This is a genomic window from Variovorax sp. AC194 (genome assembly GCF_979257995.1).
The window spans coordinates 5,663,479-5,683,771 of record NZ_OZ409823.1 but is presented as its reverse complement, the minus strand read 5'-3'; the positions used below and the strand labels follow the sequence as shown (position 1 = coordinate 5,683,771).

General features: G+C 66.7%; 21 protein-coding genes. All 21 read left to right on the top strand.

The window, feature by feature from the left end; all coding sequences use genetic code 11:
- Positions 1–72: 72 nt before the first annotated feature.
- The 21 genes from ACZYRS_RS27000 to hisH all read left to right on the top strand — a co-directional run bounded on the left by ACZYRS_RS27000 (position 73) and on the right by hisH (position 20,205).
- Positions 73–4,821, top strand: a complete 4,749-nt coding sequence (locus ACZYRS_RS27000) for a glutamate synthase-related protein (protein WP_463421669.1) — start codon at positions 73–75, stop codon at positions 4,819–4,821.
- A 34-nt stretch (positions 4,822–4,855) separates the two neighbouring features.
- Entirely contained in the window at positions 4,856–6,334 is a 1,479-nt protein-coding gene (locus ACZYRS_RS26995; RefSeq protein ID WP_463421668.1) for a glutamate synthase subunit beta, read from the top strand.
- Between the two features lie 98 nt (positions 6,335–6,432).
- Positions 6,433–7,260, top strand: coding sequence for an ABC transporter ATP-binding protein (locus ACZYRS_RS26990; RefSeq protein WP_233102071.1), 828 nt, complete (start codon positions 6,433–6,435; stop codon positions 7,258–7,260).
- Complete coding sequence (gene mlaE, locus ACZYRS_RS26985; protein ID WP_198788805.1) at positions 7,257–8,039, top strand: lipid asymmetry maintenance ABC transporter permease subunit MlaE; 783 nt, start codon at positions 7,257–7,259, stop codon at positions 8,037–8,039. Before ACZYRS_RS26990 ends, mlaE begins: the two co-directional genes overlap by 4 nt.
- 37 nt (positions 8,040–8,076) lie before the next feature.
- The gene (gene mlaD / locus ACZYRS_RS26980) at positions 8,077–8,571 is read left to right on the top strand and encodes an outer membrane lipid asymmetry maintenance protein MlaD (RefSeq protein WP_042579085.1); all 495 of its coding nucleotides are present in this window, start codon (positions 8,077–8,079) and stop codon (positions 8,569–8,571) included.
- Positions 8,572–8,630: 59 nt separating this feature from the next.
- Positions 8,631–9,344, top strand: coding sequence for an MlaA family lipoprotein (locus ACZYRS_RS26975; RefSeq protein WP_463421667.1), 714 nt, complete (start codon positions 8,631–8,633; stop codon positions 9,342–9,344).
- A 168-nt stretch (positions 9,345–9,512) separates the two neighbouring features.
- On the top strand, positions 9,513–10,169 hold the full coding sequence (locus ACZYRS_RS26970; protein ID WP_198788807.1) for an MlaC/ttg2D family ABC transporter substrate-binding protein: 657 nt from the start codon (positions 9,513–9,515) through the stop codon (positions 10,167–10,169).
- A 19-nt stretch (positions 10,170–10,188) separates the two neighbouring features.
- Complete coding sequence (locus ACZYRS_RS26965; protein ID WP_013539706.1) at positions 10,189–10,464, top strand: STAS domain-containing protein; 276 nt, start codon at positions 10,189–10,191, stop codon at positions 10,462–10,464.
- A 163-nt stretch (positions 10,465–10,627) separates the two neighbouring features.
- Positions 10,628–11,575: an ABC transporter ATP-binding protein gene (locus tag ACZYRS_RS26960; RefSeq protein ID WP_198788808.1), complete on the top strand. Its 948-nt coding sequence runs from the start codon at positions 10,628–10,630 to the stop codon at positions 11,573–11,575.
- Positions 11,572–12,336: an ABC transporter permease gene (locus ACZYRS_RS26955; protein WP_198788809.1), complete on the top strand. Its 765-nt coding sequence runs from the start codon at positions 11,572–11,574 to the stop codon at positions 12,334–12,336. Before ACZYRS_RS26960 ends, ACZYRS_RS26955 begins: the two co-directional genes overlap by 4 nt.
- Before the next feature lie 18 nt (positions 12,337–12,354).
- Positions 12,355–12,597, top strand: a complete 243-nt coding sequence (locus tag ACZYRS_RS26950; protein WP_013539709.1) for a BolA family protein — start codon at positions 12,355–12,357, stop codon at positions 12,595–12,597.
- Positions 12,598–12,637: 40 nt separating this feature from the next.
- Complete coding sequence (gene murA / locus ACZYRS_RS26945; protein WP_463421666.1) at positions 12,638–13,927, top strand: UDP-N-acetylglucosamine 1-carboxyvinyltransferase; 1,290 nt, start codon at positions 12,638–12,640, stop codon at positions 13,925–13,927.
- Positions 13,924–14,580, top strand: a complete 657-nt coding sequence (gene hisG, locus ACZYRS_RS26940) for an ATP phosphoribosyltransferase (protein WP_198788812.1) — start codon at positions 13,924–13,926, stop codon at positions 14,578–14,580. The genes murA and hisG overlap by 4 nt, the downstream gene beginning before the upstream one ends.
- Positions 14,577–15,899 carry a histidinol dehydrogenase gene (gene hisD, locus ACZYRS_RS26935; RefSeq protein WP_463421665.1) on the top strand — a complete coding sequence of 441 codons (1,323 nt, stop codon included), beginning with the start codon at positions 14,577–14,579 and terminating at the stop codon, positions 15,897–15,899. The genes hisG and hisD overlap by 4 nt, the downstream gene beginning before the upstream one ends.
- A gap of 37 nt (positions 15,900–15,936) precedes the next feature.
- On the top strand, positions 15,937–16,788 hold the full coding sequence (locus ACZYRS_RS26930; RefSeq protein WP_463421664.1) for a hypothetical protein: 852 nt from the start codon (positions 15,937–15,939) through the stop codon (positions 16,786–16,788).
- A 5-nt stretch (positions 16,789–16,793) separates the two neighbouring features.
- On the top strand, positions 16,794–17,165 hold the full coding sequence (locus ACZYRS_RS26925) for a hypothetical protein (RefSeq protein WP_463421663.1): 372 nt from the start codon (positions 16,794–16,796) through the stop codon (positions 17,163–17,165).
- Between the two features lie 7 nt (positions 17,166–17,172).
- On the top strand, positions 17,173–17,715 hold the full coding sequence (locus ACZYRS_RS26920) for a suppressor of fused domain protein (RefSeq protein ID WP_463421662.1): 543 nt from the start codon (positions 17,173–17,175) through the stop codon (positions 17,713–17,715).
- A complete protein-coding gene (locus ACZYRS_RS26915; RefSeq protein WP_463422544.1) occupies positions 17,604–17,846 on the top strand; it encodes a suppressor of fused domain protein in 243 nt (80 codons plus the stop codon). The genes ACZYRS_RS26920 and ACZYRS_RS26915 overlap by 112 nt, the downstream gene beginning before the upstream one ends.
- Entirely contained in the window at positions 17,839–18,921 is a 1,083-nt protein-coding gene (hisC, locus tag ACZYRS_RS26910) for a histidinol-phosphate transaminase (RefSeq protein ID WP_463421661.1), read from the top strand. The genes ACZYRS_RS26915 and hisC overlap by 8 nt, the downstream gene beginning before the upstream one ends.
- Positions 18,918–19,526, top strand: a complete 609-nt coding sequence (gene hisB, locus ACZYRS_RS26905) for an imidazoleglycerol-phosphate dehydratase HisB (protein WP_198788818.1) — start codon at positions 18,918–18,920, stop codon at positions 19,524–19,526. Before hisC ends, hisB begins: the two co-directional genes overlap by 4 nt.
- A 19-nt stretch (positions 19,527–19,545) precedes the next feature.
- Complete coding sequence (hisH, locus tag ACZYRS_RS26900) at positions 19,546–20,205, top strand: imidazole glycerol phosphate synthase subunit HisH (RefSeq protein WP_463421660.1); 660 nt, start codon at positions 19,546–19,548, stop codon at positions 20,203–20,205.
- Positions 20,206–20,293: the final 88 nt, after the last annotated feature.

Genomic DNA, 20,293 nt, shown 5'->3' with positions numbered 1-20,293 from the left:
AATTAAAGTGTTTGGCATTCTTTGTGCATCGCAATATGCTCCCTTTCCCTGCGAAAACTGAAGGAGTGCGCCATGACGACGGCTGCCGAGATCGAACATCTCCAAAAACACGGTCTGTATTCCGGTGCCGACGAGCACGATGCCTGCGGCGTCGGCTTCGTGGCCCACATCAAGGGCGAAAAGAGCCACGCCATCGTGCTGCAGGGCTTGAAGATCCTCGAGAACCTGGACCATCGCGGCGCAGTGGGCGCTGACAAGCTGATGGGCGACGGCGCCGGCATCCTGATCCAGCTGCCCGATCACCTGTACCGCGAAGAGATGGCCAAGCAGGGCGTCACGCTGCCCCCGCCGGGCGAATACGGCGTCGGCATGATCTTCCTGCCGAAGGAACACGCCTCCCGCGAAGCCTGCGAGCAGGAGATGGAACGCGCCATCAAGGCCGAAGGCCAGGTGCTGCTCGGCTGGCGCGACGTGCCGGTCAACCGCGACATGCCCATGTCGCCCACCGTGCGCGAAAAAGAACCGCTGCTGCGCCAGGTCTTCATCGGCCGCGGCAACGATGTGATCGTGCAGGACGCGCTGGAACGCAAGCTCTACGTGATCCGCAAGACCGCCAGCGCCAACATCCAGCGCCTGAAGCTCAAGCACAGCAAGGAATACTACGTTCCGAGCATGTCCAGCCGCACCGTGGTCTACAAGGGACTGCTGCTGGCCGACCAGGTCGGTACCTATTACCTGGACCTGCAGGACAAGCGCTGCGTCTCGGCCCTGGGTCTGGTGCACCAGCGTTTCTCGACCAACACCTTCCCCGAGTGGCCGCTGGCCCACCCGTACCGCTACGTCGCCCACAACGGCGAAATCAACACGGTCAAGGGCAACTACAACTGGATGAAGGCGCGCGAGGGCGTCATGTCGTCGCCCGTGCTGGGCGCCGACCTGCAGAAGCTCTACCCGATCAGCTTCGCCGGCCAGTCCGACACCGCCACCTTCGACAACTGCCTCGAGCTCCTGACGATGGCGGGCTACCCCATCAGCCAGGCCGTGATGATGATGATTCCCGAGCCTTGGGAACAGCACGCCACCATGGACCCGCGCCGCCGCGCGTTCTACGAATACCACGCCGCGATGCTGGAGCCCTGGGACGGCCCGGCCTCCATCGTCTTCACCGACGGCCGCCAGATCGGCGCCACGCTCGACCGCAACGGCCTGCGGCCTTCCCGCTACTGTGTGACCGACGACGACCTGGTCATCATGGCGTCCGAGTCGGGCGTGCTGCCCGTGCCCGAGCAGAAGATCGTGCGCAAGTGGCGCCTGCAGCCCGGCAAGATGTTCCTGATCGACCTGGAGCAGGGCCGCATGATCGACGACGAGGAGGTCAAGGCCACCCTCGCCAACAGCAAGCCCTACAAGCAGTGGATCGAGAACCTGCGCATCAAGCTCGATAGCGTCAAGGCCGAGCCTGTTTCCGCGCCGCTCAGCCAGGTCGCGCTGCTCGACCGCCAGCAGGCCTTCGGCTACACCCAGGAAGACATCAAGTTCCTGATGAGCCCGATGGCGCAGGCCGGCGAAGAGGGCATCGGCTCCATGGGCAACGACAGCCCGCTGGCCGTGCTCTCCAACAAGAACAAGCCGCTCTACAACTACTTCAAGCAGTTGTTCGCGCAGGTGACCAACCCGCCGATCGACCCGATCCGCGAAGCGATCGTGATGTCGCTGGTGTCTTTCATCGGCCCCAAGCCCAACCTCCTGGACATCAACCAGGTCAACCCGCCGATGCGGCTCGAGGTGAGCCAGCCGATCCTGGACTTCGCCGACATGGCCAAGCTGCGCGACATCGGCAAGTACACGCAGGGCAAGTTCAAGAGCTACGCGCTGGACATCACCTACCCGCTCGCCTGGGGCGACGAGGGCGTCGAAGCCAAGCTCGCGTCGCTGTGCGCCGAAGCGGTGGACGCCATCAAGGGCGGCCACAACATCCTGATCGTGAGCGACCGCGGCGTGAGCCCGACGCAGGTGGCGATTCCGGCGGTGCTGGCCCTCTCGGCCGTGCACCAGTACCTGGTCCGCGAAGGCCTGCGCACCACGGCCGGCCTCGTGGTCGAAACCGGCTCGGCCCGCGAAGTGCATCACTTCGGCGTGCTCGCCGGCTACGGCGCGGAAGCCGTGCACCCGTACCTCGCGATGGAAACCCTGGCGGCCATGCACGCCGACCTGCCGGGCGACCTGAGCGCCGACAAGGCGGTCTACAACTACGTCAAGGCCATCGGCAAGGGCCTGTCCAAGATCATGTCGAAGATGGGTGTCAGCACCTACATGAGCTACTGCGGCGCGCAGCTGTTCGAGGCCATCGGCCTGAACACCGAGACGGTGAACAAGTACTTCACCGGCACCGCCAGCCGCGTGGAAGGCATCGGCGTCTTCGAGATCGCCGAGGAAGCCATCCGCATGCACAAGGCCGCGTTCAGCGACGACCCGGTGCTCGCCAATATGCTGGACGCCGGCGGCGAATACGCCTGGCGCACGCGCGGCGAAGAGCACATGTGGACGCCCGACGCCATCGCCAAGCTGCAGCACAGCACGCGCTCCAACAACTGGAACACGTACAAGGAATACGCGCAGCTCATCAACGACCAGAACCGCCGTCACTTGACGCTGCGCGGCCTGTTCGAGTTCAAGATCGATCCGGCCAAGGCGATTCCGGTGGACGAGGTCGAAGCGGCCGCGGACATCGTCAAGCGCTTCGCCACCGGCGCGATGTCGCTCGGCTCCATCAGCACCGAGGCGCACGCCACGCTCGCCATTGCCATGAACCGCATCGGCGGCAAGAGCAACACGGGCGAAGGCGGCGAAGACCCCGCGCGCTACCGCAACGAATTGAAGGGCATCCCGATCAAGCAGGGCGACACGCTCAAGAGCGTGATCGGCGCGGCCAACGTCGAGGTCGACCTGCCGCTGCAGGACGGCGACTCGCTGCGTTCGCGCATCAAGCAGGTCGCGTCGGGCCGCTTCGGCGTCACGGCCGAATACCTGCATTCGGCCGACCAGATCCAGATCAAGATGGCGCAAGGCGCCAAGCCGGGCGAGGGCGGGCAGCTTCCGGGCGGCAAGGTCACCGAATACATCGGCAAGCAGCGCTATGCCGTGCCGGGCGTGGGCCTCATCTCGCCGCCGCCGCACCATGACATCTACTCGATCGAGGACCTGGCGCAGCTCATTCACGACCTGAAGAACACCGCGCCGCACGCGAGCATCAGCGTCAAGCTGGTGAGCGAGATCGGCGTGGGCACCATCGCGGCAGGCGTGGCCAAGTGCAAGAGCGACCACGTCGTGATCGCGGGCCACGACGGCGGCACGGGCGCCTCGCCCTGGTCGTCGATCAAGCATGCGGGCAGTCCGTGGGAAATCGGCTTGGCAGAAACGCAGCAGACGCTGGTGCTCAACCGGCTGCGCAGCCGCATCCGCGTGCAGGCCGATGGCCAGATGAAGACCGGCCGCGACGTCGCCATCGGCGCGCTGCTGGGCGCGGACGAGTTCGGCTTCGCCACCGCGCCGCTGGTGGTGGAGGGCTGCATCATGATGCGCAAGTGCCACCTGAACACCTGCCCGGTGGGCGTGGCCACGCAGGACCCGGTGCTGCGCAAGAAGTTCTCGGGCAAGCCCGAGCACGTCGTCAACTACTTCTTCTTCGTCGCGGAAGAGGTGCGCCAGATCATGGCCCAGCTGGGCATCCGCAAGTTCGACGACCTGATCGGCCGCGCCGACCTCTTGGACACCCGCAAGGGCATCGAGCACTGGAAGGCCTCGGGCCTGGACTTCAGCCGCCTGTTCGCGCTGCCGAACGTGCCGGCCGACGTGGCGCGCTTCCATGTCGAGAACCAGGACCACGGCCTGGAGCGCGCGCTGGACGTCAAGCTCATCGAGAAGTCGCGTCCCGCCATCGACAAGGGCGAGAAGGTGCAGTTCATCGAGGTGGCGCGCAACGTCAACCGCTCGGTGGGCGCGATGCTCTCGGGCGCTCTGACCAAGGTGCATCCGCAGGGCCTGCCCGACGATTCGATCCGCATCCAGCTCGAAGGCACGGGCGGCCAGTCGTTCGGCGCGTTCCTGGCACGCGGCATCACGCTGTACCTGATCGGCGACGCCAACGACTACACCGGCAAGGGCCTCTCGGGCGGCCGCGTGGTGGTGCGTCCGAGCCTGGACTTCCGCGGCGAGGCGGTGCGCAACACCATCGTCGGCAACACCGCGCTGTACGGCGCGACCACTGGCGAGGCCTACCTCTGCGGCGTGGCCGGCGAGCGTTTCGCGGTGCGCCTCTCGGGTGCCACGGCGGTCATCGAAGGCACGGGCGACCACGGTTGCGAATACATGACCGGTGGCACGGTCGCGGTGCTCGGCAAGACCGGCCGCAACTTCGCGGCCGGCATGAGCGGCGGCGTGGCCTTCGTCTATGACGAGGACGGCCAGTTCGCCACGCGCTGCAACCTCTCGATGGTGTCGCTCGACAAGGTGCTGACCTCCGCCGAGCAGACCGCCAGCGTGCACCGCAAGATCTGGCACGGCGGCGAGACCGACGAGGCGCAACTGAAGAAGCTGCTCGAAGAGCACCACCGCTGGACGGGCAGCAAGCGCGCGCGCGAACTGCTGGACAGCTGGGCCGTCTCGCGCACCAAGTTCGTCAAGGTGTTCCCGAACGAATACAAGCGGGCACTCGCCGAACTGCACGACCGCAAGGTCGAGCTCAGCAGCAGCGGCAACAACGCGCACGTGGGCCTGGAGCCGCACGCACTGGTCGCACCGGCCACGACGGCTGCGGTCTGAGCGGCAACGAAAACGAAGAACAGAGGAAAGCACGATGGGAAAGATCACCGGCTTCATGGAGCATGAGCGCATCGAAGAGGGCTACAAGCCCATCGACGAGCGCGTCAAGCACTACAAGGAATTCGTCGTCGGCCTCACGCCCGAGCAGGCCAAGGTGCAGGGCGCGCGCTGCATGGACTGCGGCACGCCGTTCTGCAACAGCGGCTGTCCGGTCAACAACATCATTCCGGACTTCAACGACCTCGTATACCGCGACGACTGGCAAAACGCCTTCGCGGTGCTCGACTCGACCAACAACTTCCCCGAGTTCACCGGCCGCATCTGCCCCGCACCGTGCGAGGCGGCCTGCGTGCTCAACGTGAACGACGACGCGATCGGCATCAAGTCGATCGAGCACGCGATCATCGACCGCGCCTGGGACGAAGGCTGGGTCGCGCCGCGCGTGGCCAAGCACAAGACCGGCAAGAAGGTGGCCGTGGTGGGCGCGGGCCCGGCGGGCATGGCAGCTGCGCAGCAGCTGGCGCGCGCCGGCCACGACGTGACCCTCTTCGAGAAGAACGACCGCATCGGCGGCCTGCTGCGTTACGGCATCCCCGACTTCAAGATGGAGAAGACCCACATCGACCGCCGCGTCGAGCAGATGAAGGCCGAGGGCGTCATCTTCCGCACCGGCGTGATGATCGGCGCCGCGAAAGAGCCGCTGGGCAAGGGCTCCAAGGTGACCAACCTCGCCAAGGAAACCATCACGCCCGAGCAACTGCAGAAAGATTTCGACGCCGTGGTGCTCACCGGCGGCGCCGAGCAATCGCGCGACCTGCCGGTGCCCGGCCGCGACCTGGACGGCATCCATTTCGCGATGGAGTTCCTGCCGCAGCAAAACCGCGTCAACGCGGGCGACAAGGTCAAGGGCCAGCTGCGCGCCGACGGCAAGCACGTGATCGTCATCGGCGGCGGCGACACCGGCTCCGACTGCGTGGGCACCAGCAACCGCCACGGCGCCGTGAGCGTCACGCAGTTCGAGCTGATGCCACAGCCACCCGAGGAAGAGAACCGCCCGCTGACCTGGCCCTACTGGCCGATCAAGCTGCGCACCAGCTCCAGCCATGAAGAAGGTTGCGAGCGCGAGTTCGCCATCTCCACCAAGGAGTTCATCGGCGAAAAGGGCAAGGTCACGGGCCTGAAGACCGTTCGCGTCGAGTGGAAGGACGGCAAGATGCAGGAAGTGGCCGGCAGCGAGCAGATCCTCAAGGCCGACCTGGTGCTGCTGGCGATGGGCTTCATCAGCCCCGTGGCCACCGTGCTCGACGCTTTCGGCGTGGAGAAGGACGCACGCGGCAATGCCCGCGCGAGCGTCGACTTCATCGGCGGCTACGCCACCAACGTGCCGAAGGTGTTTGCTGCAGGCGACATCCGCCGCGGCCAGTCGCTGGTGGTTTGGGCGATTCGCGAGGGCCGCCAGGCCGCGCGCTCGGTGGATGAATTCCTCATGGGATTCAGCGATTTGCCGCGCTGATTTTTGTTTCAATTTCGCGGGGCCTGTCACGGCCCCGCTATCATTCGCGGAAACCGCATGCCGGGATGCCTGAAAAGGCGCCCGGCTTTTTTATTGAGATGGACCCAGCCGCACAGCCACAACCCTTCGTAGAGTTCCGTGACGTCACGTTCGGCTACGGCGCGCGCGCGATTCTCGACGGCGTCTCTTTCGCCGTCCCGCGCGGCAAGGTCACGGCCTTGATGGGCGCTTCCGGCGGCGGCAAGACCACCGTGCTGCGATTGATCGGCGGACAGCAGCGGGCGCAGCGCGGCGAGGTGCATTTCGACGGCCACGATGTCGGCAAGTTCGACAACGCGGCGCTCTACGCGGCTCGGCGCCGCATGGGCATGCTCTTCCAGTTCGGCGCGCTCTTCACCGACATGACCGTGTTCGACAACGTGGCGTTCCCGCTGCGCGAGCACACGCAATTGTCCGAAGCGCTGGTGCGCGACGTGGTGCTCATGAAGCTCGACGCGGTCGGCCTGCGCGGTGCGCGCGACCTGATGCCCAGCGAGGTGTCGGGCGGCATGGCGCGGCGCGTGGCGCTGGCGCGTGCCATCGCGCTCGACCCCGACCTCGTGATGTACGACGAACCTTTCGCCGGCCTCGATCCGATTTCGCTCGGCACCGCGGCGCGCCTCATTCGCCAGCTCAACGACACGCTCGGGCTCACCAGCATCGTGGTGTCGCACGATCTCGAGGAGACCTTCCGCATCGCCGATCACGTGATCATCCTGGCCAACGGCAGCATCGCCGCGCAGGGCACGCCGGCCGAAGTGCGCGAGAGCACCGACCCGCTGGTGCACCAGTTCGTCAATGCGCTGCCCGACGGGCCCGTGCGCTTCCATTACCCGGGCGTCAGCATCGAAGACGATTTCGGCAACGTCGAAGGAGGGCGCTCATGAGCTGGTGGAAGCCCGCCGACGTCGGTTTTTCCGTGCGCAGCCATCTGGCGAATCTGGGCTATGGCGCCAAGCTCTTCATGCGCCTGGTCGGGCCCGGCGCGCAGATCATGCGTCGCTTCAGCCTCGTGCGCGACCAGATCCATTTCCTGGGCAACTACTCGCTCGCGATCATCGGCGTGTCGGGGCTGTTCGTCGGCTTCGTGCTGGGGCTGCAGATGTATTACGCGCTGCAGCGCTACGGCTCGTCCGAGGCGCTCGGCCTCCTGGTGACGCTGAGCCTGGTGCGCGAGCTCGGGCCGGTGGTGGCGGCGCTGCTCTTCACCGGGCGCGCGGGCACGTCGCTCACGGCCGAGATCGGCCTCATGAAGGCCGACGAGCAATTGAGCGCCATGGAGATGATGGCCGTCGACCCGGTGCAGCGCATCCTCGCGCCGCGCTTCTGGGCCGGCGTCATCACCATGCCGCTTCTGGCGGCCGTGTTCAGCGCGGTCGGCATCATGGGCGGCTACGTGGTGGGCGTGCTGATGCTGGGCGTCGACCCGGGCGCGTTCTGGGGCCAGATGCAGGGCGGCGTCGATGTGTGGCGCGACGTCGGCAACGGCGTGATCAAGAGCATCGTCTTCGGCTTCACCGTGACTTTCATTGCGCTGCTGCAGGGCTACGAGGCCCAGCCCACGCCCGAGGGCGTGTCGCGCGCGACGACGCGCACGGTCGTGACGGCATCGCTCGCGGTGCTGGGGCTGGACTTCCTTCTCACCGCCATGATGTTCAGTATCTAAAGGAGCACCGCTCCCATCGTTCTAGAGAGTGCAAACCATGCAACGTACCAACAACGACATCTGGGTCGGCCTATTCGTGCTCATCGGCGCGGCCGCACTGCTGTTTCTCGCGCTGCAGTCGGCCAACCTGCTGAGCCTGAACTTCCAGCAGACCTACGCGGTCACCGCGCGCTTCGACAACATTGGTGGTTTGAAGCCACAAACCGCGGTCAAGAGTGCCGGCGTGGTGGTCGGACGTGTGGAATCCATCGCGTTCAACGACAAGGCCTTTCAGGCCGACGTCACACTGGCCCTGCAAAAACGTTACAGTTTTCCCAAGGACAGCTCGCTCAAGATCCTGACCAGTGGCCTGCTCGGCGAGCAGTACATCGGCATCGAAGCGGGCGCCGAGGAGAAGAACTTGCAAGCCGGCGACACCATCACCTCGACCCAATCGGCCGTGGTGCTGGAGAACCTGATCAGCCAGTTCCTTTACAGCAAGGCGGCCGAAGGGGGCTCGAATACGGCGCCGGGAACAGCCAACAAAAAATGAAATCACGATTCTTTGCATCGAATGCTATGAAAAGCATAGCTAATAGTGCCCGCTGGGCGATGGCAGCCGCCGCCTTGGTGATCGTCGCCGGGTGTGCCACCGGGCCCAACGCCAATCCGGCCGATCCGTTCGAGCCGTTCAATCGCGGCGTTTCTCGCTTCAACGACACGGTGGACGACGCCGTGCTCGTGCCGGTGGCCACCGCCTACCAGCGCGCGCTGCCCCAGATGGTGCGCACGGGTGTGAACAACTTCTTCAACAACCTGGGCGACGTCTGGAACCTTGCCAACAACGTGGTGCAGTTCAAGGTGCAAAACAGCGCCGAGACCTTCATGCGGCTCAACGTCAACACCTTCTTCGGACTCGGCGGGCTGCTCGACGTGGCCACCGAGGCGGGCATTCCGCGCCATGAAGAAGACTTCGGCCAGACGCTGGGCCACTGGGGCGTAGGCGCCGGTCCGTACGTCGTGCTGCCGCTGCTCGGGTCTTCGACCCTGCGCGACACGGCCGCGCTGCCGGTGGATCGCTTCGGCGACCCGGTCGCCCAGATGGACGACGTGGCCTGGCGCAATTCGCTCTCGGTACTGCGCATCGTCGACACGCGTTCGCAGTACCTGCGCGCGAGCCGCCTGCTCGGTGAAGCCGCGCTCGACAGGTATTCGTTCACGCGCGATGCGTTCCTGCAGCGCCGCCGCAGCCAGGTCTACGACGGCAATCCGCCGGACGACGGTGCGGGCAACAGTCCGGCCGACGACGGCGCCGAAAGCAAGTAAAAAGCGCGGGGCAGACGATGAAGCCGCTTGCATCCCGTTGCAAGGCTTCACCTGCGCTTCAGGAACCCGGTCGGCCCCGGGCCTGTCGAATCCGTTCTTGTCGCAGCACTCAAACGCCTTGCGCGACCTGGGTGCTTCGTCCATTTTCAAAATTCTGAGGGACTCTCCATGAACAACAAGATCTTGCAACGACGCGATGTGGGCCGGCTGGTTCTGGCCGGTGCCCTGCTGTTCGGCGCCGCCGTCGCCTTCGTCCGCCCGGCCTACGCTGCCGACGAGGCGCCCGACGCGCTGGTCAAGCGCCTGTCGAGCGACGTGCTCGAGACGATCAAGGCCGACTCGTCGATCAAGGCCGGCGACGTCAACAAGATCATGGTGCTGGTCGACAGCAAGATCATGCCCAACGTCAACTTCCAGCGCATGACGGCCTCGGCCGTCGGCCCGGCCTGGCGCCAGGCCACCCCCGAGCAGCAAAAGCGCCTGCAGGAAGAATTCAAGGCCCTGCTGGTTCGCACCTACGCCGGCGCGCTCGACCAGGTGGTCGACCAGACCGTCACCGTGCGTCCGTTCCGCGGCTCGGCCGACGACAAGGAAGTGCTGGTGCGCACCGAGATCCAGGGCCGCGGCGACCCCGTGCAGCTGGACTATCGCCTGGAGAAGACGCCGGGCCAGGGCGCGGGCTGGAAGGTCTACAACCTCAATGTGCTGGGCGTCTGGCTGGTCGATACCTACCGCACGCAGTTCGCGCAGGAAATCAACAAGAGCGGCATTGACGGCCTGATCACCGCGCTGGCCAGCCGCAACAAGAGCAACACCAAGGGCTGACCGGCCCACGGCAACGCACATGCTGGTCCTGCCCACCAAGCTCACCCACGACGAGGCCCCGGCCTGCATGCGCATGCTGCAGCAGGGGCTCAAGGGCCAGACGGATTCGTCGTCCACGGTGGTCGATGCCACCGCGCTGGCCCAGTTCGATTCGTCGGCGCTGGCGGTGCTGCTCGAATGCCGCCGCGAATCCAGTGCGCTGGGCCGCGGTTTCTCGGTCAAAGGTCTTTCGCCGCGCCTGCGCGAACTGGCTGCGCTGTACGGCATCGCGGGCCTTTTGCCCGCCGCGCCCTGACTGTTGGCCCCCCGGCTTTTCACTTCGCTTCGCTGCGTGTAATTCGCCACCCCCCGAGGGTGGGGCGCGGCCCGCCTTGGGGCGGCCCGGCGGCGGCCGCATGAGGGCAATCGAGCCGCTACGCGCCAGCTCGCGGGGGCGCCCCTTAAAATCGCGGGCTCCCATGCCCGCGATCTCATTCCAATCGGTCTCCAAGACCTACCCTCCCTCCAGACAGCAGAAAGCCCAAGGCAAACAAGGCTTGCGCGCGGTCGACGAGGTTTCCTTCCAGATCGAGCCGGGCGAGTTCTTCGGCCTGCTCGGCCCCAACGGCGCGGGCAAGACCACCCTGATCAGCATGCTCGCGGGCCTCTCGCGGCCCACGTCCGGCGCCATCAGCGTGCACGGCTTCGACGTGCAGCGCGACTACGCCGAAGCGCGCCGCCAGTTGGGCATCGTGCCGCAGGAGCTGGTGTTCGACCCCTTCTTCAACGTGCGCGAATCGCTGCGCATCCAGTCGGGCTACTTCGGCATCAAGAACAACGACGACTGGATCGACGAGCTGCTGCACAGCCTGGGCCTCACCGACAAGGCCACGGCCAACATGCGGCAGCTGTCGGGTGGCATGAAGCGCCGCGTGCTGGTGGCGCAGGCGCTGGTGCACAAGCCGCCCGTCATCGTGCTGGACGAGCCCACCGCCGGTGTCGACGTCGAGCTGCGCCAGACCCTCTGGCAGTTCGTCGCCCGGCTCAACAAGCAGGGCAGCACCGTGCTGCTGACCACCCATTACCTCGAAGAGGCCGAGGCGTTGTGCAGCCGCATCGCGATGCTCAAGCTGGGCCGCGTGATCGCGCTGGACCGCACCAGCGAACTCTTGAAATCGGCCGCGAGCAACGTGCTGCGCTTCAAGACCGATGCGATGCTGCCCTGGGCCATTGCCCAGCACGCGCGCATCACCGGCCGCATCGTGCAGCTGCCGGCGCAGAACGCTCATGAAGTCGAACAATTGCTGGCCGCGATCCGCGAAGCCGGCGTCGCGGTGGAAGACGTGGAAATGCGCAAGGCCGACCTGGAAGACGTGTTCATCGACCTGATGGCGGGCGAGCAGACGCCGCTGGAGGTGTCGCGATGATGGCCGTCACTGGGTGGCGCGCGCTGCTCTACAAGGAGACGCTGCGCTTCTGGAAAGTCGGCTTCCAGACCGTCGGTGCGCCGGTGCTCACCGCGCTGCTGTATCTGATGGTGTTCGGCCACGTGCTCGAAGACCATGTGAAGGTCTATGGCTCGGTGGGCTACACGGCCTTCCTGGTGCCGGGGCTCGTGATGATGAGCGTGCTGCAGAACTCTTTTGCGAACAGTTCGTCCTCGATCATCCAGAGCAAGATCATGGGCAACCTGGTGTTCGTGCTGCTCACGCCGCTGTCGCACTGGGGCTGGTTCTTCGCCTACGTGGGCTCGTCGATCATCCGCGGGCTGGCGGTGGGGCTCGGCGTGTTCGTCGTCACCGTGTTCTTCGCGATGCCGAATTTCGTGGCACCGGTGTGGATCGTCGTTTTCGCGCTGCTGGGCGCCGCGATGCTCGGCACCCTGGGCCTGATCGCCGGCCTCTGGGCCGAGAAGTTTGACCAGATGGCCGTCTTCCAGAATTTCCTGATCATGCCCATGACCTTCCTCTCGGGCGTGTTCTATTCGATTGGCTCGCTGCCGCCGTTCTGGCAGGGCGTGAGCCACCTGAACCCGTTCTTCTACATGATCGACGGCTTCCGCTACGGCTTCTTCGGCGTGAGTGACGCTTCGCCCTGGCTGAGCCTGGGCATCGTGGGCACCGCCTGGCTGGTGGTGAGCGCCGTCGCTGTCCATCTCCTCCGTATCGGCTACAAAATCCGGGGCTGAACGCCCCTTTCCAGACCCATGACCGCCGAACAACTCCAGGCCCTGATCCAGTCCCACCTCCCCTGCGAGCACATCTCGCTGGAAGGCGACGGCCGACATTGGTACGCGACCATCGTCTCGGCCGAATTCGAGGGCAAGCGCGCCATCCAGCGTCACCAGCGGGTCTACGCCACCCTCGGTGCGAAAATGCACACCGACGAAGTGCATGCGCTCTCGATGAAAACCTACACGCCGGCCGAATGGGCGGCGGTGGAAAAGTAACTTTCCGGCCCTCGGGCCACCCCATTTCGCTGGATCCTCGATGGACAAACTTCTGATTCGCGGCGGGCGCCAGCTTCGCGGCGAGGTGCTCATTTCCGGCGCCAAGAATGCCGCGCTGCCCGAGCTGTGCGCGGCCCTCTTGACCGACCAGCCCGTGACGCTGCACAACGTGCCGCGCCTGCAGGACGTGTCGACGATGCTCAAGCTGGTGCGCAACATGGGTGTCGTGGCCGAGCGCGACGACAACGGCACCGTTCAACTGAATGCCGGCGACCTCACGAATCCCGAGGCTCCCTACGAGCTCGTGAAGACCATGCGCGCCTCGGTGCTGGCCCTCGGCCCGCTGCTCGCGCGCTTCGGCCACGCCAAGGTGTCGCTGCCCGGTGGCTGCGCCATCGGCTCGCGGCCCGTCGACCAGCACATCAAGGGCCTGCAGGCGATGGGCGCCGAGATCGTGGTCGAGCACGGCAACATGATTGCCAGCCTGCCCGCGGGCCGCACCCGCCTGAAGGGCGCGCGCATCCTGACCGACATGGTCACCGTCACCGGCACCGAGAACTTCCTCATGGCCGCCGCGCTCGCCGAGGGCGAGACGCTGCTCGAAAACGCCGCGCAGGAGCCCGAGATCGTCGATCTGGCCGAAATGCTGATCCGCATGGGCGCGAAGATCGAAGGCCACGGCACGAGCCACATCCGCATCCAGGGCGTCGAAAAGCTGCACGGTTGCGAGCACGCCGTGGTGGCCGACCGCATCGAGGCCGGCACGTTCCTGTGCGCCGTCGCGGCCACGGGCGGCGAGGTGTTCCTGCGCCACGCCCGCGCCGACCACATGGACGCGGTGATCGACAAGCTGCGCGACGCCGGCTGCACGGTCGCGCGGGAAGAGGGCGGTGTGCGCATCAGCTCCAAGGCCCCGGCCAGCGAGCACCTGAAGGCGCAGAGCTTCAGCACCACCGAATATCCGGGCTTCCCGACCGACATGCAGGCCCAGTTCATGGCGCTGAACGTGATCGCGCGCGGCGCCTCGATGGTCACCGAAACCATCTTCGAGAACCGCTTCATGCACGTGAACGAGATGGTGCGCTTGGGCGCGACCATCCATGTCGAGGGCAAGGTCGCGATGGTCGAGGGCGTGCCCCAGCTCTCGGGCGCCACCGTGATGGCCACCGACCTGCGCGCTTCCGCCAGCCTCGTGATCGCCGGCCTCGTGGCCGAGGGCGAGACGCTGGTCGATCGCATCTACCACCTCGATCGCGGCTACGACCGCATGGAAGCCAAGCTGCGCGGCCTGGGCGCCGACATCGAGCGCGTGACCGGAGCCGCCGCATGATCACGTTGGCGCTTTCCAAAGGCCGCATCTTCGAAGAGACGATGCCTCTCCTGGCCGCGGCCGGCATCGAGGTCACCGAAGACCCCGAGAAGTCGCGCAAGCTGATCCTGGAGACCACCCGCCCCGACGTGCGCGTGGTGCTGGTGCGCGCCTCCGACGTGCCCACCTACGTGCAGTACGGCGGTGCCGACCTGGGCGTGACCGGCCTGGACGTCCTGCTGGAAAACGGCAACCAGGGCATGTACCAGCCGCTGGACCTGCGCATCGCGGCCTGCCGCCTGAGCGTGGCCGTGCGCGCCGACTACGACTACGCCTCGGCCGTGCGCCAGGGCTCGCGCCTGCGCGTGGCGACCAAGTACGTGGGCCTCTCGCGCGACTTCTTCGCGAGCAAGGGCGTGCACGTGGACCTCATCAAGCTCTACGGCAGCATGGAGCTCGCGCCGCTCACGGGCCTGGCCGACGCCATCGTCGACCTGGTCTCCACCGGCAACACGCTCAAGGCCAACCACCTCGTCGAGGTGGAACGCATCATGGACATCAGCGCCCGGCTGGTCGTCAACCAGGCCGCGCTCAAGCTCAAGCGCGAACCCATTCGCCGCATCATCGACGCGTTCGCGTCAGCCATTCCTCCCGCCCAATCTCCCGCCCCATGACTCTGAAAGCAGCCCCCGCCCGTCTCTCCACGACTTCAGCCAGCTTCGACGCTGAATTCAAGGCGCGGCTGCATTGGTCCGCGGACGCGGATGCTGCAATCGAGAAAGTGGTGGCCGACATCCTGGCCGATGTGCAAAAGCGCGGCGACGACGCGGTGCTCGAATACACCAACCGCTTCGACAAGCTCGACGCGAAAACGCTGCCCGAACTGGAGCTCACGCAAGCCGAACTGAAGGCCGCGTTCGAGGCCTTGCCCGCCGCCCAGCGCGACGCGCTCGAAGCCGCCGCGCGCCGCGTGCGCAGCTACCACGAGGCCCAGAAGAAGGCGAGCGGCGAGAGCTGGAGCTACCGCGACGCCGATGGCACGCTGCTCGGCCAGAAGGTCACGCCGCTGGACCGCGTGGGCATCTACGTGCCGGGCGGCAAGGCCGCGTACCCGTCGAGCGTGCTGATGAACGCGATTCCCGCGCACGTCGCGGGCGTGGGCGAAATCATCATGGTCGTGCCGACGCCCAGAGGTGAAAAGAACCAGCTCGTGCTCGCCGCCGCCTACGTGGCCGGCGTCACGCGCGGCTTCACCGTCGGCGGCGCGCAGGCCGTGGCGGCGCTGGCCTACGGCACCGCCACCATCCCCGCGGTCGACAAGATCACCGGCCCCGGCAACGCCTACGTGGCCGCCGCCAAGCGCCGCGTGTTCGGCACCGTGGGCATCGACATGATCGCGGGCCCGAGCGAGATCCTCGTGCTGGCCGACGGCACCACGCCGCCCGAGTGGGTGGCGATGGATCTCTTCAGCCAGGCCGAGCACGACGAGCTCGCGCAGAGCATCCTGCTGTGCCCCGACGCCGCCTACATCGACCGCGTGCAGGCCGAAATCGATCGCCTGCTGCCCGCCATGCCGCGCGCCGAAATCATCGCCGCCTCGCTCAACGGGCGCGGCGCGCTGATCCACACCAAAAGCATGGAAGAGGCCTGCGAGATCAGCAACCGCATCGCCCCCGAGCACCTGGAAGTCAGCAGCAGCGAGCCGGGCCGCTGGGAGCCGCTCTTGCGCCACGCCGGCGCGATCTTCCTGGGCGCCTTCACCAGCGAGAGCCTGGGCGACTACTGCGCCGGCCCGAACCACGTGCTGCCCACCAGCGGCACGGCGCGCTTCTCCAGCCCGCTGGGCGTGTACGACTTCCAGAAGCGCTCCAGCCTGATCGAGGTGAGCGAAGCCGGCGCGCAGGTGCTCGGCCCGATCGCGGTCACGCTGGCCGAAGGCGAGGGCCTGCAGGCGCACGCCGAAGCCGCCCGCATGCGCCTGCGTAAGATCTGAGGCTCCAACAACCCCGCTTCAGGGAGGAGCACGCCAGATGATTCAACGTCTCTATCGTTCGAGATTTTTCCGTTTCGCCACCGGCTTCGTGGCAGGCGCCGCCTTGCTGGCCGCCTGCACGCAGATGCCGCAGAACCGCGGCGAAACGGCTGCGATGTCCGCCACGCCCAGCGCCGCGCCGGCCGCACCTGCACCCGCACAACTTGGCACCCAATGGGGCGAGGGCATCGAGTCGAAGACCCGCACCGTCGTGGCCAAGCGGCTGTCCGAGCAGCCCGACGAAGTGGCTTCGGTGGGCTACAACGAAGCGTCCGCCGTGCGCCACGATGTGGGCAACAACCCCGAGCGCCGGCTCAACCTGCAGCTCGCCCAGGGCGACGTCGAATGGTCGGTGCTCGACGAGAGCAACCGCCCGCTGCCGCTGCAGCGCGCACGCCGCGGCAGTAGCAGCAGTAGCGGCAGTAGCAGCAGCGACATGTTCCGCCTGGCCGGCATCGAAGGCGCGCGCTACACGCTGCGCTTTCGCAACCTGAGCGACCGCAGCTACGAGGTGATCGCCACCGTCGACGGGCTGGACGTGCTCACCGGCAAGGCCGGGAGCCTGCGCAACGGCGGCTACGTGCTGCGCCCGCAGGAGACGCTGAACATCGAGGGCTTCCGCAAGAGCCAGAGCGAGGTCGCCGCCTTCCGCTTCGCCACGCCGGGCCGTGCCTACGCCGCGAACACCGAGGCCGGCGACGTGCGCAACATCGGCGTGATCGGCGCCGCGCTGTTCGAGCTCGAACAGCCCCAGGCCCCGCGCCGTCCGCGCCGCGATGCCACGCCGCCGCAGCCCAGCGCCTTCCCGGCCGACGGCGCCTACGCGCCGCCGCCGCGCTACCGCAAGTAAAAGCCATGAAGCGCACCGTTCGTCTGCCGATGCTGGGGTTCGCACTTGTGTTCGCGCTCGCGGCCGGCGTCGGTGCGCAGGCCATGACCCTGCGCGAGTTCCACACGCTCGAGGTCAAGGAAAAGAAAGAGGGCAAGGCCTACGCGAGCTACTACCTCGTGGGCGTGCTCGAAGGCCTGCGCGAAGCCAGCGACACGGCGCGGCGCACCGGCCAGAAGCCGCTGTTCTGCGTCGACGGCCGCCGGCTCGAGCCCTCGATGGCGCGCTCGCTCTTCCAGGCCGAGCTCAAGCGCAATGCGGAGCTCTACGAGGCCGACATGCCGGTGCAGCTGGTGCTGTCCAGCGCGCTGCAGAACAGCTTTCGCTGCGCATCCTGATCCCGCCATGTTCGACAAGTTGAAAAAGGCCCTGATGGGCGGTGCGGCAGCCGCGGCGCCGACGCGCGCCCAGCTGCGCCTGCAGGCCATGCTCGACGCGCTCGAAGACGAGCCCGAGCAGACCTTCCTGGACAGCGCCGACGCCGAGCACCGCGTCGACATCCACGCCTTCGGCCGCAACTTCGTCGAAGACAGTGAGGGTGAGGAGTTGGCCGACGACGAGGGCTACGTGCTCGTCACCAACGGCATGAGCGACCGGCTCATGCCCGCGCCGCCCCACGGCGTGCCCGAGGGCATGACGCGCGCGGCCGAGCTGGTCTGGTACGTGCGCGACCTGAACCCCGAATACATCTCGAACCTGCGCTGGCTCGCCAAGCTGCCGGCCTTCGACCGCTTCTTCCTGGCCAGCGGCCATCGCGTGCCGATCCCGAGCCGCCGCTGTCGTTCTGCGGGTTCCAGACCTTCTTCTTCCTCACGCCGATCTACGGGCCTGATGCGCGCATGCTCTCCGGCGTCACAGTGGACGAGGGCGAGGCCATCGCCATGCTGACCGTCAACCTCATCTCCGAAGCCGAATACGCGCTGGTCAAGCGCGAGGACGGCTTGGGCGAACTGCTCGACCTGTTCGACGCCAACGACCACCCGATGGTCTTCGACCCCCAGCGAATCTCCTATGTCTGACTCTCTCCCCGCGCTGCAGCGCATCCGCGCCGACGTGCGCGCCATGCACGCCTACGCCGTGCAGGACGCGCGCGGCTTCATCAAGCTCGATGCGATGGAAAACCCCTTCGGCCTGCCGCCCGCGCTGCAGGCCGAACTCGGCGCGCGGCTGGGCGCGCTCGCGCTCAACCGCTACCCGGGCGACCGCGGCGCCGACCTGCAGCGCGCGCTGGCCGCGCACGCGCAGATGCCCGAAGGCTTTTCGCTGATGCTGGGCAACGGCTCGGACGAGCTGATCTCGCTCCTGGCCATCGCCTGCGACCAGCCCGGCGCCACGGTGCTCGCGCCCGTGCCCGGCTTCGTGATGTACGCCATGAGTGCCCAGCTGCAGGGCCTTCGCTTCGTGGGCGTGCCGCTCACGGCCGACTTCGAGCTGGACGAGGCCGCCATGCTGGCCGCCATCGCGCGCGAGAAGCCCGCCATCGTCTATCTCGCGTACCCGAACAACCCGACCGCCAACCTCTGGGACGACGCGGTCGTCGAGAAAATCGTCCAGGCCCAGGGCGCGCAGGGCGGCCTGGTGGTGATCGACGAGGCCTACCAGCCCTTTGCCGCCCGCAGCTACATCGACCGCCTCGCGAAGCACCGCCACGTGCTCCTGATGCGCACGCTCAGCAAGTTCGGCCTGGCCGGCATTCGCCTGGGCTACCTCATGGGGCCGGCGGCGCTCGTCGCCGAGGTCGACAAGGTGCGTCCGCCCTACAACATCAGCGTGCTCAACTGCGAGTGCGCGCTGTTCGCCCTGGAGCACGCCGAAGTGTTCGAGGCGCAGGCGAAACAGATCCGCGAGGAGCGCGAGCGCCTGATGACGGGCCTGGGCCGGCTGCCGGGCGTGAAGACCTGGCCGAGCGACGCGAACATGATCCTTTTGCGCGTCCCCGATGCCGCCAAGACCTTCGAGGGCATGAAGGCTCAGGGGGTGCTGGTGAAGAACGTTTCTAAAATGCACGAACTGCTGGCAAATTGCCTGCGCCTGACCGTCGGAACGGCCGACGAGAATGCGCGGATGCTGGCGGCACTCGAAGCCTCACTATGACCACCCCACAGAGCACCGATCGCACCGCGTCGGTCACCCGCAACACCGCCGAGACGAAGATCACCGTCAGCGTGAACCTCGACGGCACCGGCAAGGCCAAGCTTTCCACCGGCATCGGCTTCTTCGACCACATGCTCGACCAGATCGCCCGCCACGGGCTGATCGACCTGGACATCGACTGCCAGGGCGACCTGCACATCGACGGCCACCACACGGTGGAAGACGTGGGCATCACGTTCGGCCAGGCCGTGGCCCAGGCCATCGGCGACAAGAAGGGCATCCGCCGCTACGGCCATGCCTACGTGCCGCTGGACGAGGCATTGAGCCGCGTGGTCATCGACTTCTCGGGCCGCCCCGGCCTCGTGATGCACGTGCCCTTCACCAGCGGAATGATCGGCACCTTCGACAGCCAGCTCACCTACGAGTTCTTCCAGGGTTTCGTGAACCACGCCTTCGTCACGCTGCACATCGACAACCTGAAGGGCGTGAACGCGCACCACCAGTGCGAGACGGTCTTCAAGGCCTTCGCCCGTGCCATGCGCGGCGCGCTGGAGCTCGATCCGCGCTCCGTTGGCGTCATTCCGTCGACCAAGGGTTCGCTCTGAAAGCCGCTGGCGAACAGCTATGAAATATGTAGCAACGAATTCCGTCGCCGTTGTCGACTACGGCATGGGCAACCTGCACTCGGTGTCGCAGGCCGTGCGCCATGCGGCCGACCAGGTGGGCGTGGAGGTGTTCGTCACCTCCGACCCGGACGTGGTGCGCAAGGCCACGCGCGTGGTGCTGCCGGGGCAGGGCGCGATGCCCGACTGCATGCGCGAGCTGCGCGACTCGGGTCTTCAGGAATCGGTGCTCGAGGCGGCGGCGAACAAGCCGCTCTTCGGCGTGTGCGTGGGCATGCAGATGCTGCTGTCGCGCAGCGACGAAGGCCCGACCGACGGCCTTGGCCTCATACCGGGTGAGGTCATCAAGTTCGAGCTGGCCGGGCGCCTGCAGGCCGACGGCAGCCGCTTCAAGGTGCCGCAGATGGGCTGGAACCAGGTGCGCCAGGCCCAGCCGCACGCGGTGTGGGCGGACATTCCCGACCAGAGCTATTTCTACTTCGTGCACAGCTTCTACGCGCGGCCGGCCGACGCCCGGCACAGCGTAGGCGAGGCCGATTACGGCGCGAGCTTTACCGCAGCCATCGCACGCGATAACATTTTTGCCACCCAGTTCCACCCGGAGAAGAGTGCGGACCATGGGCTGCAGCTCTATCGCAACTTCCTCCACTGGAACCCATGACTTGTTGCTCGCCCCCAGGCTGCGCGGCACTGCGTGTCCGCTTCGCCAACCCCCTACCGGGGGCGACACCGACGGCCCGGCAAAGCCG